We start from the raw sequence: 14779 nt of genomic DNA on the forward strand, positions 1-14779 counted from the left end.
GAAGGGCCCCTTGTTAACGCATTCGGTAGTAAAAGGGTCCCTTCCTAACCGGTTCCGGGAGCTGTGGGACGAGATCGCGCCGGTCGGGCGGGACGACCGCAGCGGCGGGTACCTGCGCTACGCGCTGACCGAACCGGAGCTGCGGCTGCGCGAGTGGTTCCGCGCGCAGGCCGAGCGGCGCGGCATGCCGGTGACCGACGACGGCAACGGCAACCTGTTCGCCTGGTGGGGTGACCCGGAGGCCGGGGACGCGGTGCTAACCGGCAGCCACTTCGACTCGGTGCCGCACGGCGGGGCGTACGACGGGCCGCTCGGCATCGTCAGCGCGTTCCTCGCGGTGGACGAGTTGCGCGCGGCGGGCGTCACGCCGGCCCGGCCGGTCGCGGTGGCCGCGTTCGTCGAGGAGGAGGGGGCGCGGTTCGGCGTACCCTGCCTGGGGTCGCGGCTGCTCACCGGCGCGCTGGCGGCCGACCGCGCGGCCGGCCTGCGCGACGCGGCCGGGGTGAGCTTCGCCGAGGCGCTGGGTGCCCGGCCGGCGGGCGCCCGGCCGGAGCTGCTGGGCCGCTTCGCGGCCTTCGTCGAGCTGCACGTCGAGCAGGGCCGCGCGCTGGTCGAGCAGGACGTGCCGGTCGCGGTCGCCAGCGCGATCTGGCCGCACGGCCGCTGGCGCTTCGACTTCACCGGCGAGGGCAACCACGCAGGTACGACCCGGATGGCCGACCGCCGCGACCCCATGCTCACGTACGCCTTCACGGTGCTCGCCGCGAACAAGGAGGCCCGGCTGCGCGGGGCGCACGCCACCGTGGGCCGGGTGGCGGTGGAGCCGAACGCCACCAACGCGATCCCGTCGAGGGTGACCGGCTGGCTGGACGCCCGTGCGGCCGAGCCGGAGACCCTCGCCGGGCTGGTCGAGGCCGTCCACGGCAAGGTCGCCGAGCGGGCCCGGCGCGACGGCACCGAGGTGGCGCTGACCGAGGAGTCGGCGACGCCGCTGGTCGCGTTCGACGGCGGGCTGGCCGGCCGGCTCGCGACGCTGCTCGACGCGCCGGTGCTGCCCACCGGGGCCGGTCACGACGCGGGGGTGCTCGCCGGGCACCTCCCCACCGCGATGCTCTTCGTGCGCAACCCGACCGGTGTCTCGCACTCCCCCGCCGAGTCGGCCAGCGACGACGACTGCGCCGCCGGGGTGACCGCGCTGGCGCGCGTGCTGGAGGAGCTGACATGACCCGGTGGCTCGCCGAGTACGCCTGGCTGCCCGACCACGCCGAGCCGACGCCCGACGTCCTGATCGAGACCGACGGCGGACGGATCACGGGCGTGATCCCCCTGACCGCCGGGAGCCGGCCGCCCGCCGGGGTCGAGGTGCTGACCGACGCGGTACGCCTGCCCGGGCTCACCCTGCCGGGGCTGGCCAACGCGCACTCGCACGCGTTCCACCGCGCCCTGCGCGGGCGTACCCACAACGGGCGGGGCGACTTCTGGACCTGGCGCGACGTCATGTACACCGTCGCGGCCCGCCTCGATCCCGACTCGTACCTGGCCCTGGCCCGGGCCGCCTACGCCGAGATGGCGCTGGCCGGGATCACCTGCGTGGGCGAGTTCCACTACCTGCACCACGGGCCGGGCGGCAAACCCTACGACGACCCGAACGCCATGAGCGCGGCGCTGGTCGAGGCGGCCGCGCACGCCGGCATCCGGCTCACGCTGCTGGACACCGCGTACCTGACCGCGACAGTGGACGGGCAGCCGCTGGTCGGGCCGCAGCGACGGTTCGGCGACGGCGACGCGCTGCGCTGGGTTCGGCGGGTGGACGCGTTCGCGCCGGACGGCGGCCACGCGCGGGTCGGCGCGGCGATCCACTCGGTCCGCGCGGTGCCGGCCGACCAACTGGCCACCGTGGCCGGTTGGGCGGACCGCCGGGGCGCGCCGCTGCACGTGCACCTCTCCGAGCAGCCGGCCGAGAACGATGCCTGCCGGGCCGTGCACGGCTGCTCACCGACCCGCCTCCTGGCCGAGCACGGGGTCCTCGGCGGGCACACCACCGCCGTCCACGCCACCCATCCCACCAGTGCCGACATCACGCTGCTCGGGGACAGCCGGACCGGGATCTGCCTCTGCCCCACCACCGAACGGGACCTCGCCGACGGCATCGGGCCGGCACGCCGGATGGCCGAGGCGGGCAGCCCGCTCAGCCTCGGCAGCGACAGCCACGCGGTGGTCGACCTCTTCGAGGAGGCGCGCGCCGTGGAGCTGGACGAACGGCTGCGCACCCGCAAGCGCGGTCACTTCGCCGCCGCCGACCTGGTCACCGCCGCCACCGTCGCCGGGCACGCCGCGCTCGGCTGGGGCGACGCCGGCCGGCTGTCCGTCGGCGACCGGGCCGACCTGGTGACCGTACGACTCGACAGCGCCCGCACCGCTGGCGTACCGCCGGTGGGGGCGTTCTTCGCGGCGAGCGCGGCCGACGTCGCCCAGGTCGTGGTGGACGGCCGGGTCGTGGTGCGCGACGGCCGGCACCTGACCGTGGACGTGCCCACCGAGCTGCGCACCGCCATCGGGGAGGTGACGTCGTGAGCAGTCTGCTGGTGGACAACATCGGGGAGCTGGTCACCAACTCCGAGGGCGGCGCCGGGCCGCTGGGTGTCCGCCGGAACGCCGCGCTGCTGGTCGAGGACGGCCTCGTCGCCTGGGTCGGCCCGGCCCGGGACGCGCCGGCCGCCGACCGGCGGATCGACGCCGAGGGGGCGGCCGTGCTGCCCGGCTTCGTGGACAGCCACGCGCACCTGGTCTTCGCCGGGGACCGGGCCGCCGAGTTCGCCGCCCGGATGGCCGGCGAGCCGTACACCGGGGGCGGCATCCGCACCACGGTCGGCGCGACCCGCGCCGCCACCGACGACGAGCTGCGGGCCACCGTGCGCCGGCTGCGCGACGAGGCGCTGCGGCAGGGCACCACCACCATCGAGATCAAGAGCGGGTACGGCCTCACCGTCGCCGACGAGGCCCGCTCGCTGCGGATCGCCGCCGAGGTGAGCGAGGAGACCACGTTCCTCGGGGCGCACGTCGTCCCGGCCGAGTACGCCGACCGCCCCGACGACTACGTGGGCCTGGTGTGCGGGCCGATGCTCGCCGCGGCGGCACCGTACGCCCGCTGGATCGACGTCTTCTGCGAGCGGGGCGCCTTCGACGTGGACCACGCCCGGGCGATCCTCGCCTGCGGGCAGGCGGTCGGGCTGGGTGTGCGGGTGCACGCCAACCAACTCGGCCCCGGGCCGGGTGTGCAACTCGGCGTGGAACTCGGCGCGGCCAGCGTCGACCACTGCACCCACCTCACCGACGCCGACGTCGACGCGCTCGCCTCGACCCGGATCGACTGCATGTGCGCCGAGGGGCAGCACACCGCGACTGTCGCCACCCTGCTGCCGGGCGCCGAGTTCTCCACCCGGTCGCCGTACCCGGACGCCCGGCGGCTGCTCGACGCGGGCGTGACCGTCGCGCTGGCGACGGACTGCAACCCCGGCTCGTCGTACACGTCGTCGATGCCGTTCTGCATCGCGCTCGCCGTACGCGAGATGCGGATGACCCCGGCGGAGGCCGTCTGGGCCGCGACCGCCGGCGGGGCGGCGGCGCTGCGCCGCACCGACGTGGGCCGGCTGGCGCGGGGCGCGCGGGCCGACCTGATGATCCTCGACGCCCCCTCTTACCTGCACCTGGCCTACCGGCCGGGTGTTCCGCTGATCCGCCAGGTCCTGTGCAACGGAGTACCGCAATGTCGACCGTAGTGATCCAGCCCACCGGGGTCTCCCCCGCCGACGTGCTCGCCGTGGCCCGCGGTGCCGCCAAGGTCGTCCTCGACCCGGCGACGATCGACGCGATGGCCACCAGCCGGTCCATCGTGGACGGCATCGAGGCCGCCGGCCGGCCGGTCTACGGCGTCAGCACCGGCTTCGGGGCGCTCGCCAACACCTTCGTCGCGCCCGAGCGGCGCGCCGAACTCCAGCACGCGCTGATCCGCTCGCACGCCGCCGGCGTGGGCGCGCCCATGCCGCGCGAGGTCGTGCGGGCGATGATGCTGCTGCGCGTACGCTCCCTCGCGCTCGGCCGCTCCGGCGTCCGGCCGCTGGTCGCCGAGGCGCTGGTCGACCTGCTCAACCACGAGGTGACGCCGTGGGTGCCCGAGCACGGCTCGCTGGGTGCGTCCGGGGACCTGGCGCCGCTCGCGCACTGCGCCCTGGTGCTGCTGGGCGAGGGCTGGGTGCTCGGTTCGGCCGGTGAGCGGATCGAGGCCGCCGACGCGCTGCGCCGGGTCGGGCTGCGCCCGATCGAGCTGGCCGCCAAGGAGGGGCTGGCGCTGATCAACGGCACCGACGGCATGCTGGGCATGCTGCTGCTGGCGATCCACGACGCCGCGCACCTGTTCACCATGGCCGACGTCACCGCCGCCCTGGCCATCGAGGCGATGCTCGGCTCCGAGCGGCCCTTCCTGCCCGAGCTGCACGCCATCCGCCCGCACCCGGGGCAGGCCGACTCGGCGGCCAACATCCACCGGCTCCTCCAGAGCTCGGCGGTGATGGACTCGCACCGCGACGACCTGGCGCACGCGGTGCAGGACGCGTACTCGATGCGGTGCGCTCCCCAGGTCGCCGGCGCCGCCCGGGACACCCTCGACTTCGTGCGCCAGGTGGCCGGCCGGGAGCTGGTCTCGGTGGTGGACAACCCGGTGGTGCTGCCGGACGGCCGGGTCGAGTCGACGGGGAACTTCCACGGCGCGCCGCTGGGCTTCGCCGCGGACTTCCTGGCCGTCGCCGCGGCGGAGGTCGGCGCGATCGCCGAGCGGCGAGTGGACCGGCTGCTCGACGTGACCCGGTCCCGGGAGCTGCCCGCGTTCCTCTCCCCCGACGCCGGGGTGAACTCCGGGCTGATGATCGCCCAGTACACGGCCGCCGGGATCGTCGCGGAGAACCGCCGCCTGGCCGCGCCCGCCTCGGTGGACTCGCTGCCCACCAGCGGGATGCAGGAGGACCACGTGTCGATGGGCTGGGCGGCGACGAAGAAGCTGCGTACGGTCCTGGACAACCTGACCAGCCTGCTCGCGGTGGAACTGCTCGCCGCGGTGCGCGGCCTCCAACTGCGGGCGCCGCTGGAGCCGTCCCCGGCGGGTCGCGCCGCGATCGCCGCGCTCGGCCCGGTCGCCGGCGAGCCGGGCCCGGACGTGTTCCTCGCCCCGGTGATGGAGGCCGCCCGGGCGGTGGTGGCCAGCCCCGAGCTGCGCACCGCGATCGAACGCGAGGTGGGCACCCTCGCCTGACCGGGCGGAGTCACACCGGCCTCTTTCACGGAAAGAGTGGCTGTTCCGCGTCGAACAGCCACTCTTTCCCGGAAAGTGCGGGCGGGCGAGCCCCCGGGAGGTCAGGCCGGCGGGAGGATCTTGGCCACCAGTTTGGCCAGCTCGCGCAGCGCCTTGCCCCGGTGGCTGACCGCGTCCTTCTCCTCGGGCGTCAGCTCGGCGTTCGTGCGGTCCTGGCCGTCGCCCAGGAAGATCGGGTCGTAGCCGAAGCCGCCGTCGCCACGCGGCGCCCGCAGCAGGCGGCCGGACTGCCGGCCGTCGACCAGGTGCTCCTTGCCTCCGGGCAGCACCAGGGCCACCGTGCAGACGAACGAGGCGGCCCGGTGCTCGTCCGGCAGGTCGGCGATCTGGTCCAGCACGAGCTGGAGGTTGGCCTGGTCGTCACCGTGCCGCCCGGCCCAGCGGGCGCTGAAGACCCCCGGCATGCCGTTGAGGGCGTCCACGGCCAGCCCCGAGTCGTCCGCGATCGTCGGCAGGCCGGTGCGGCGGCACCCCTCGCGCGCCTTGATCAGCGCGTTCTCCCCGAAGGTGAGGCCGGTCTCCGGCAACTCCGGGTACGCCTCGACGTCGTCGAGGCCGAGCAGAGCCACCCGGTGGGCGCCCAGTGCGCCGTCGAGGATGCGCTGCAACTCGGTGAGCTTCTTGCGGTTCCGGGTGGCGAGCAGGACCTTGTTCATGAGAGCGCCTTCCGCTGGGCCTCGGCCAGTTCCACACAGCCGGCGACGGCCAGGTCGAGCAGGGCGTCCAGCTGCTCGCGGGCGAACACGCCCGCCTCGCCGGTGCCCTGCACCTCGACGAACTCCCCGGTGCCGGTGCAGACCACGTTCATGTCGACCTCGGCGGCCACGTCCTCGTCGTAGTTGAGGTCGAGCCGCGGCTCACCGGCGATGACGCCGACGCTGACCGCCGCCACCGAGCGGTGCATCACCGTCTCCGGCCGGCCGGCGAGGGACTTGCGGGCGGCCAGCCAGGTCACCGCGTCGTGCAGTGCCACGTACGCGCCGGTGATCGCGGCGGTGCGGGTGCCGCCGTCGGCCTGGAGCACGTCACAGTCGAGCACGATGGAGTTCTCGCCGAGCGCCTTGAGGTCGATGGACGCCCGCAGGCTGCGGCCGATCAGGCGGGAGATCTCGTGCGTCCGACCGCCGACCTTCCCCCTCACGCTCTCCCGGTCCGACCGGGTGTTGGTGGCGCGGGGCAGCATCGCGTACTCGGCGGTGACCCAGCCGAGCCCGGAGCCCTTGCGCCAGCGCGGCACCCCCTCGGTGACGCTCGCGGTGCACAGCACCCGGGTCGCACCGAACTCCACGAGCACGGAACCCTCCGGGTGTGTGCTCCAGCCTCGGGTCAGGGTCACCGGTCGGAGTTGGTCGGGCAGTCGCCCGTCAGGTCGCGCCATGCCTTGCACCCTATGTGGTGCCCTGATCGAAGCGCCCCGGGGTGTCCCGACCCGGCTCAGGCGGCCACCGGCACCGTACGGGTCGGCCCGCCGTGCAGCGCGTCGTGCGCCCGCAGGAAGCCGGCCACCGACGCCGGCCAGCCGAACTCCTCGGCCCGGGCGCGCGCCGCCCGCCGCCGCTCCGCCTCCGGCCGGGCGAGCAGCCGGCCCACCCCCTCGGCCAGCGACGCCGCCGAGCCGTACGCGGCGAGGCCGGCGGAGCCGACCACCTCCGGCAGGGCGCTGGCGGCGTTCACCACGACCGGGGTGCCGCAGGCCAGCGCCTCCAGCCCGGCCAGGCCGAAGGTCTCCACCGGGCCGGGCGCCAGCACCACGTCGGCGCTGGCGAGCAGGGCGGCGACCACCCCCCGGTCGGGCAGGAAGCCGGTGAACGCCACCGGCAGCCCCTCGGCGCGCCGGGCCAGCGCCGGCCGCAGCGGCCCGTCCCCCACCATCACGAGGACGGCGGGTACGCCGGCGCGACGCAGCTCGGCGAGCGCGTCCACGGCCAGTTCCGGCCGCTTCTCCACCGACATCCGGGCGCAGTGCACCAGCAGGACCTCGGTCGGATCCGCGTACCGCTCGCGCAGCGCCGCGTCCGCCCGGTCCGGCCGGAACGTGTCCAGGTCCACCCCGAGCGACACCAGCTCGACGGGTGCGGCGATCCGGTCGAACTCCTCGGCCGCCCAACGGGTCGTGCAGACGATCCGGTCGTACGACCGCGCGGTCTCCCGATTGAGCCGGTCGGCGACCCGGCGCCGCAGCGCGTGCGGCACCCGCCACTCGCCGAGCAGCCCGGTGAGCGACTCGTGGGAGACCATCAGCGACGGCACCCCGTGCGCCCGCGCCCAGGCGCCGGTCCAGCGCAGCGTCGAGCGGTCGGACACCTCCAGCCGGTCCGGTGCCAGCCCGGCCAGCACGCGGGCCACCCGGCGGCGGTCGGTCAGCAGGCGGTACCCGCCGGTCCGGGGCACCTCGGGGCCGGCGACGGTGATCACCCGCCCCCACGGGTGCCGCTCGTCCGCGTCCCGCCGCCCCGGCACCACCAGCACCGGGTCGTGCCCGGCCGCCAGGTATCCCGTACCGAGGTGGCGCAGCGCCGTCCGGAGCCCGCCGGAGCGACCGGTGACGAAGTTCGCCAGCCGCACGATCCGCAGGCCGCTCACGACGACACCGTCCAGGCCCCGCCGCCCCGCCGGGCGGCACGTCCCCCGGTCACGACGCCGCCGGCAGGTCGAGCGCCGACGCGCCCGCCCGCACCGCCTGGTAGTGGCCGATCAGCTCGTCCCCGACCGCCGTCCAGCTCCGGCGGCTGACCGCCGCGCGGGCCGCCCGCCCGTACGCGAGCCGGCGCGACTCGTCGGCGGCGAGCGCCACGACCGCGCCAGCCAGCGCGTCGGTGTCGTCGGGCGGCACCAGCGTCCCGGTGGCCCCGGTCTCCACCAGGTCGACCGGCCCGCCGGCCGCCGGGGCCACCACGGGTACGCCACTGGCCAGCGCCTCCTGGATCGTCTGGCCGAAGGTCTCGTGCGGTCCGGTGTGCACGAAGACGTCGAGGCTCGCGTACAGGCGGGCGAGGTCCTCGCCGTGCTGCACCCCGAGGAACGTCACGTCGGGCAGGGCCTTCTCCAGTTGCCGCCGCGCCGGGCCGTCCCCGGCCACCACGACCCGTACGCCGGGCAGGGCGGCGGTGGCCGCGAGCAGGTCGACCCGCTTCTCCGGGGCGAGCCGGCCGACGTACCCGACCAGCAGTTCACCGTGGGGCGCGAGGCTGCGCCGCAGCTCCTCGCACCGCTTCGCCGGCTGGAACCGTTCGGCGTCGACGCCGCGCCGCCAGAGCCAGATCCGCTGCACGCCGTTCGCGATGAGGTCGGCGGCGGCGCGGGTGGAGGGCGCGAGCGTGCGGTTGACGGAGTTGTGGATCTCGCGCAGCCGCCGCCAGGCCGCCGCCTCGCCCCAGCCGACCCGGTACGCCCGGGCGTACGAGGCGACGTCGGTCTGGTAGACGGCGACGGTCGGGAGGCCGTGCCGCACGGCCAGCGCCGCGGCCCGCGCCCCGAGGACGAACGGGCTGGCCAGGTGGACGACGTCCGGGGCGTACGACAGCAGCGCGCCGGCCAGCCGGGCCGGCGTGGGGACGCCCAGCCGGAAACCGTGGTAGCGCGGCAGGGGGACGCTCGGGATCCGGACCACCGGGTACGGGTACCGGTCGGGTTCGTGCCGGTGCGACCCGGGCGGTGCCGGCGCGACGACCACCGGCTCGTGGCCGCGGGCGACGAGGTGCTCCGCCGCCCGGACCACCGAGTGTGCGACGCCGTTCACGTCCGGCGGGAACGACTCGGTGACGATGGCGATCCGCATGCCCCTCACCGTGCGGGTGCCACGGGTGCGCCAGACGACGGGACATTGACCGCCCGGCGAACAGTTCGGCAAGAGCCGCCCCGCGAGGGCGTGGGTCAGATCTCGTAGCTGGCGCCCGGCCGGACCACCTCGAGCGGGCCGGCGTACGCCGCGGCGGCGGAGGCGACGGTGTGCGCCTCGCTGCCCCAGGCCGCCACCAGATGGGTCAACAGCAGCCGGCCGACGCCCGCCTTGGTGGCCGCCTCGCCCGCCTCCCGGCCGGTGAGGTGCAGGTCCGGCGGGTTCTCCACCCCGTCGAGGTAGCTCGCCTCGCAGAGGAACACGTCCGCTTCCTGGGCCAGCCGCAGCAGCGCGTCGCACGGTGCGGTGTCCGACGAGTAGCAGAGCACCCGGTCGCCGTGCTCCAGCCGCACCCCGTACGTCTCGATCGGGTGGTTGACCCGGTCGACGGTGACGGTCAGCGGGCCGATCGGGAACGTCCCCGGCTGGAGCGCGTAGAACTGGTAGACGTCCTCGACGTTGGTGTCCTCCTGCCCGTACGCGGCGGCGAGCCGGTCGGGCGCGCCGGACGGGGCGTACACCGGCAGCGGCGGGTACGGGCCGTCGGGCGCGTACCGGCGCACGACCACGTACGACGCGGCGTCGAGGATGTGGTCACAGTGCAGGTGGGTGAGGAGGATGGCGTCGGGGGCGTGCAGCCCCGCGTACCGCTGGAGGGTGGACAGCGACCCGGGCCCGAAGTCCACCAGGAGCCGGAAGCCCTCGGCCTCGACCAGGTACGCCGAACAGGGGGCCTCGGGGCCGGGGAAGCTCCCCGCGCAGCCCAAAACGGTCAGTCGCATCGGGTCGTCTCGCTGTCACGCTCCGTAGCTGCCGTGCCGGCCGTCCCTCCGCGGAGCATGATCTTCACCGACGCGTACGCCACGCTGCGCAGCCTACGCTCGCGTACGCGAGGCCATGAATCATCCGCAGGAAGATGTCACGAACGTGACACCCGCTCCCGGTGGGCGCCCCGCCGTGCCAACCGGTACGGCCACACCGCGTCCCGGCGCTGCACGGCCGGCGCCACGAACGGGGGCGCCGCCACAGGCTGGCGCCCCCGCTCGCGGTGCTCGTCCGGTCAGGCCCAGAGCTGGCCCTCCAGGGCGTCCTCGGCGTCGGCGAGGGTGCCGCCGTACGCCCCGGTGGACAGGTACTTCCAGCCGCCGTCGCAGACCACGAAGGCCACGTCGGCGCGACGCCCCTCGCGGACCGCCTCGTGCGCCACCGCCAGGGCGGCGTGCAGGATCGCCCCGGTGGAGAACCCGGCGAAGATGCCCTCCACCTCCACCAACTGGCGCGTCCGCAGCACCGCGTCCCGCGTCCCGACCGAGAAGCGCCGGGTGAGCACGGTGGCGTCGTACAGCTCCGGGACGTAGCCCTCGTCGATGTTGCGCAGCCCGTAGACCAGCTCGCCGTAGCGCGGCTCGGCCGCGACGACCTGGATGCCGTCGACCTTCTCGCGCAGGTAGCGCCCGGTGCCCATCAGGGTGCCGGTGGTGCCGAGGCCGGCCACGAAATGGGTGATCGTGGGCAGGTCCTGCAGCAGCTCGGGACCCGTGGTCTCGTAGTGCGCGCGGGCGTTCGCCTCGTTGCCGTACTGGTAGAGCATCACCCAGTCTGGGTGCTCGGCGGCGATCTGCTTGGCGGTGGCGACCGCCTGGTTGGAGCCGCCCGCCGCCGGCGAGAAGATGATCTCCGCCCCGTACATGCGCAGCAGCTGCACCCGCTCGGTGGAGACGTTCTCCGGCATCACACAGACCAGCCGGTACCCGCGAAGCTTCGCCACCATGGCCAGGGAGATGCCGGTGTTGCCGCTGGTCGGCTCCAGGATGGTGTCACCCGGCCGCAGCCGGCCGGCCTCCTCGGCCGCCCGGACCATGAACAGGGCCGCCCGGTCCTTGATGCTGCCGGTCGGGTTCCTGTCCTCCAGCTTGGCCCACAGCCGCACCGGCGGCGCCCCGTCGGGCACCGTCGGCGAGAGCCGGGGCAGCCCGACCAGGGGCGTGCCGCCGCAGGCGTCGAGGAGGCTGTCGTACCGCGCCATGACGACCGCCCTCAGCGGGCGGCGACCGAGGCGCCACGCGCTCCGCGCGTGGCGCGCGCCGCCGCACTGTGCTGCGCGATCGCCGCGGCGGCGGCACTGTGCTGCGCGATCGCGGCCGCCGCCGCGAAGCCGAAGGCGCCGCCCGCCACGGCCGGCAGGATCGTCACACTGTCGCCGTCGTTGAGCTTGGCGTCCAGCGCGCCGAGGAAGCGGACGTCCTCGTCGTTGACGTAGACGTTGACGAAACGGTGCAGCGCGCCGGTCTCGGTGACCAGCCGGGCCTTCAGGCCGGCGTGCCGGGAGTCCAGGTCGGCGAGCAGGTCACCCAGCGTGTCGCCGGTGCCCTCGACGACCTTCGCGCCGCCGGTGTAGCTGCGCAGGATGGTGGGAATGCGAACCTCGATGGCCATGATGTCGTGCTCCTTGATCGGGTGTGCCGAGATGGTGACGGGACGTGACAGGGTGTTACGGCGCCGGGATCAGCGGCCGGAACACTCGTAGTCGACCGTCGCCGGGCTCTGCCCGAACATGTAGGACTGCACGGCGTGCGAATCCACCCCCGGCTCCAGGATGCGGACCGGCTCCTCGGTGACCACGCCGTCCACGATCCGGAAGGAGCGGATCTCCTCGGTGTCGGGCTCACGGGTGGAGACGAGCAGGTAGTGCGCGTTGGGCTCGCCGGCGAAGGAGATGTCGGTGCGCGACGGGTAGGCCTCCGTCGCGGTGTGCGAATGGTAGATGACGACGGGCTCCTCGTCCCGGTCGTCCATCTCCCGCCACACCCGCAGCTGCTCCATCGAGTCGAACTCGTAGAACGTCATCGAGCGGGCGGCATTCTCCATCGGGATGTGCCGGGCCGGGGCGTCGCTGCCGGCAGGACCGGCGACCACGCCGCACGCCTCGTCGGGGTGGTCCCGACGCGCGTGGGCGACGATCGCGTCGACGATCGACCGGTCGATGCTCAGCACGCCGACCAGCCTAACGCCTGCCCGCGCGACCCTGCGAGGTGGCGGCCGTCACGAATCAGTCGATCAGGGCGTTGAGCAGGGATTCCTGGAGATAACCCAGGTACGCGTAGACCGACAGCTGGAACACCCGGCTGGATGTCGGATCCTCGGCCACCGCGTCGTCCAGCTCGGCACCGAGGTCGGTGCCGTCCTTGATCTCCAACCGGACGCCCATCGCCAGGCGGGCGTCGTTGAGCGCCCGCAGCCACGCCTCGGCCGCCTCGGCGTCGAGGCGCACCTCACCGTCGGCCTCGTCGGGCAGCGCCGCGAGGATCGCGCCGGCCTGGTCGATCTTCGCCGTCTTCAGGTCGCCCTCGGTGTACCGGCGGAACTCGGCGCTGCCCGCGGCGTCCTCCGGGTAGGCCTCCGGGAAGAGCCGCCCGACCACCGGGTCGGAGTGGTCGAACCCGTCGGTGAGCAGGCCGACCACCTCGGAGGCGACCTTGCGCAACACCCGGACCTCGTCCACCGCGAAGGTGGCGACGTAGCGGTCGCCCTGGCGCCGGAACATGCTCACGCCCGATCCACCGTCGCCCAGAGACCGTACGCGTGCAGCTGCGACGCGTCGTGCTCCATGCGCTCGCGGGCGCCGCTGGAGACGACCGCCTTGCCCTTGTGATGCACATCCAGCATGAGCTGCTCGGCCTTCTCCCGGCTGTACCCGAAGAGCTTCTGGAGGACCCAGGTCACGTACGTCATCAGGTTGACCGGGTCGTCCCACACGATCGTCACCCACGGCCGGTCGGCAGCCGGCACCTCGTCGGTGTCCGGCGTCTCGACCGGTGCAACCTGCGGAGCCGCCATGCCCCCCATCGTGCCACCGGATCCGGCGAACCGAGGAACCGGAACGCCGGCTCGTCGCGGATCGGCGCCGTTACCCCGCGCGGAGGCCCGCGGACCCGACGCGTCGGCACCCGGCTCAGGCGAGCAGGATGCCGTGGTCGACCGCATCGGAGAGCACCCCGTCCAGCGAGAGGCGGATCACCTCGAACCGTCGGGACACCTCGCGGGTCAGCTCCAGCTCGACCTCCCGCAGCGCGCGCTGGGCCCACGCCCGCGCGGCGTTGGGGTCGTCGTTGCCCGGACTGCGCCAGTGCTGCCAGCAGCCGCCGGAGAGGGCCACCGCCACCGGGGGGAGCACGTCGTCCCGCGCGGCGCCGGGATAACCGGTCAGCGCGTCGATCGCGCCCGCGCCGGTCAGGCCGGCCACCCCACCCGTGCTGGTCACCAGGAGAACCCGGTCCAGTTCCTCACCGGAGCGGTGATCGGCCAGGCCCCACCGCACCGCGTTGGCGATCCGCCGTCGGACACCCGGTGCCAGCGGCGCGCCGAACACCCGCCCGGCCGCCTCGTCGACCAGGTTGCGGACCGCCTGGTCGCAGTGCGTGGTGGCCAGCAGCGACAGGGACTCCATCTCGCAGTCGAGCAGCTGCGGGAGGCCGGCGCAGCCGACCCCGAAGACGATCTCCTGCACCACCCGCAGGTGGATGTTCGCCAGCTCCAGGGCCAGATGCTGGCGGATGCGCCGCGCGACCGACCGGGCCTGCCGCTCGAGCTGGTCGGACCACGGGCCCGGCTCCGGCAGCACCGGCACCCGACCGTGCGCGCCGGGCAGCACCGGCGGCGTGGCGCTCGCCCGGCGCAGCCCCTCGTCGGCGGCCCAGCCCACCAGTCCCCGCCGCAGGTCGTCGGCGTCGCCCGGGTTGACCGGGAACCACCGGGCACCGGCGAGACCGGGGACCGCGGCGAGCAGGGCGGCCCGGTGCGCCGCCACGGGGACGGCGGCCGGGTCCACCGGGTCGACCGCCGACGCCGCCCCGGTGGACCCGGCGTCGGCCGTACGGACGGACGCCCCCGTGCCCTCCGTCGTCGACCCGCCGTCGGGCGGGGACCAGCCACCCGCACCCGGCGTCACGGCGAAGAAGACCTCGACCCGCGCGGCGGCGAGATCGGCGAGCAGGTGCAGCTCGGCGGCGGTGAACGCCTGGTCGGCGGCGATCACGAAGAGCACGGCGCCGGCACGGCCGGCGGCGTCCAGCAGCACCCGGCCGCCGGGCACACCGAGGCTGCCCGTGTCCGGCGTGTCGATCAGGGCGAAGTGCCGCAGCAGCGGCTCCGCGACGCTCAGCTCGACCCGGCGCGGCGGTCGGGCGAGCGCCGGCCCGGCGGCCAGCCGGTCGGCGCCGTACGAGTGCGGCTGGCGGTAGCCGGGCACGTACGCGGCCCGGCTCGGCACCCGCGCGTGGCGGACGACCAGCCAACTGCCTGCGGGCACCGCGAGCATGGCCGGATCCAGCCGTAGCAGGGCGGCGAGCACCTCGGCCCGGCCCGCGGCGGCGGGGCCGGCGGCGACCACTCCCAGCGGCTCCTCCGCACCCGGCGGGGGCGCACCCAGCCGGTTGGACAGTGGCCGGCCGCGGGGCAGGTCGGCGGCGCCGGATGGATCGCCCGACATGTCGACCGCGGGGAGCGGACCCGGCATCACAGGCGGCCTCCCAGTGCTGGTGACCGGCGGTGCCGGCCGCGTGGAACTCTCCGGTGGT

The 14779-nt window shown here is 74.9% G+C and carries 15 protein-coding genes; 4 read left to right on the top strand and 11 right to left on the bottom strand.

The genetic code is table 11. The features are described from left to right. Window positions 1-10 precede the first annotated feature (10 nt). The 4 genes from ACTMS0_RS23670 to hutH are packed head-to-tail and all read left to right on the top strand — an operon-like array spanning window position 11 to window position 5305. Complete coding sequence (locus tag ACTMS0_RS23670; RefSeq protein WP_441157448.1) at window positions 11-1225, top strand: allantoate amidohydrolase; 1215 nt, start codon at window positions 11-13, stop codon at window positions 1223-1225. Beyond that, window positions 1222-2574: a formimidoylglutamate deiminase gene (locus ACTMS0_RS23675; protein ID WP_441157449.1), complete on the top strand. Its 1353-nt coding sequence runs from the start codon at window positions 1222-1224 to the stop codon at window positions 2572-2574. The genes ACTMS0_RS23670 and ACTMS0_RS23675 overlap by 4 nt, the downstream gene beginning before the upstream one ends. Then, complete coding sequence (gene hutI, locus ACTMS0_RS23680) at window positions 2571-3779, top strand: imidazolonepropionase (protein WP_441157450.1); 1209 nt, start codon at window positions 2571-2573, stop codon at window positions 3777-3779. Before ACTMS0_RS23675 ends, hutI begins: the two co-directional genes overlap by 4 nt. Beyond that, on the top strand, window positions 3767-5305 hold the full coding sequence (hutH, locus tag ACTMS0_RS23685) for a histidine ammonia-lyase (RefSeq protein WP_441157451.1): 1539 nt from the start codon (window positions 3767-3769) through the stop codon (window positions 5303-5305). The genes hutI and hutH overlap by 13 nt, the downstream gene beginning before the upstream one ends. A 101-nt stretch (window positions 5306-5406) precedes the next feature. Here the strand turns inward: hutH and rdgB are convergent, their stop codons facing one another. From rdgB to ACTMS0_RS23740, 11 genes are all read right to left on the bottom strand, one after another. Continuing rightward, window positions 5407-6021 carry an RdgB/HAM1 family non-canonical purine NTP pyrophosphatase gene (gene rdgB / locus ACTMS0_RS23690; protein WP_441157452.1) on the bottom strand — a complete coding sequence of 205 codons (615 nt, stop codon included), beginning with the start codon at window positions 6019-6021 and terminating at the stop codon, window positions 5407-5409. Then, window positions 6018-6743, bottom strand: a complete 726-nt coding sequence (rph, locus tag ACTMS0_RS23695) for a ribonuclease PH (RefSeq protein ID WP_441157453.1) — start codon at window positions 6741-6743, stop codon at window positions 6018-6020. Before rph ends, rdgB begins: the two co-directional genes overlap by 4 nt. A gap of 56 nt (window positions 6744-6799) precedes the next feature. Then, window positions 6800-7939 carry a glycosyltransferase gene (locus tag ACTMS0_RS23700; RefSeq protein WP_441157544.1) on the bottom strand — a complete coding sequence of 380 codons (1140 nt, stop codon included), beginning with the start codon at window positions 7937-7939 and terminating at the stop codon, window positions 6800-6802. A gap of 58 nt (window positions 7940-7997) precedes the next feature. Further along, on the bottom strand, window positions 7998-9143 hold the full coding sequence (locus ACTMS0_RS23705; RefSeq protein ID WP_441157454.1) for a glycosyltransferase family 4 protein: 1146 nt from the start codon (window positions 9141-9143) through the stop codon (window positions 7998-8000). Between the two features lie 95 nt (window positions 9144-9238). Next, a complete protein-coding gene (locus ACTMS0_RS23710) occupies window positions 9239-9985 on the bottom strand; it encodes an MBL fold metallo-hydrolase (protein WP_441157455.1) in 747 nt (248 codons plus the stop codon). A 278-nt stretch (window positions 9986-10263) separates the two neighbouring features. Then, window positions 10264-11229 (bottom strand): PLP-dependent cysteine synthase family protein, encoded by a 966-nt coding sequence (locus ACTMS0_RS23715; RefSeq protein WP_441157456.1) that lies wholly within the window; start codon window positions 11227-11229, stop codon window positions 10264-10266. An 11-nt stretch (window positions 11230-11240) separates the two neighbouring features. Then, window positions 11241-11639, bottom strand: coding sequence for a MoaD family protein (locus tag ACTMS0_RS23720; protein ID WP_441157457.1), 399 nt, complete (start codon window positions 11637-11639; stop codon window positions 11241-11243). Window positions 11640-11708: 69 nt separating this feature from the next. After that, window positions 11709-12197: a Mov34/MPN/PAD-1 family protein gene (locus ACTMS0_RS23725; RefSeq protein ID WP_441157458.1), complete on the bottom strand. Its 489-nt coding sequence runs from the start codon at window positions 12195-12197 to the stop codon at window positions 11709-11711. Between the two features lie 55 nt (window positions 12198-12252). Continuing rightward, the gene (locus tag ACTMS0_RS23730) at window positions 12253-12747 is read right to left on the bottom strand and encodes a DUF2017 domain-containing protein (RefSeq protein ID WP_441157545.1); all 495 of its coding nucleotides are present in this window, start codon (window positions 12745-12747) and stop codon (window positions 12253-12255) included. Window positions 12748-12749: 2 nt separating this feature from the next. Further along, window positions 12750-13040, bottom strand: a complete 291-nt coding sequence (clpS, locus tag ACTMS0_RS23735) for an ATP-dependent Clp protease adapter ClpS (RefSeq protein WP_441157459.1) — start codon at window positions 13038-13040, stop codon at window positions 12750-12752. Window positions 13041-13155: 115 nt separating this feature from the next. After that, window positions 13156-14718, bottom strand: a complete 1563-nt coding sequence (locus ACTMS0_RS23740; protein WP_441157460.1) for a hypothetical protein — start codon at window positions 14716-14718, stop codon at window positions 13156-13158. Between the last annotated feature and the right edge of the window lie 61 nt (window positions 14719-14779).

Origin of the sequence: Micromonospora sp. H33 (assembly GCF_052068455.1) — a bacterium.
In the GTDB taxonomy this organism is placed as follows: Bacteria; Actinomycetota; Actinomycetes; order Mycobacteriales; family Micromonosporaceae; genus Micromonospora.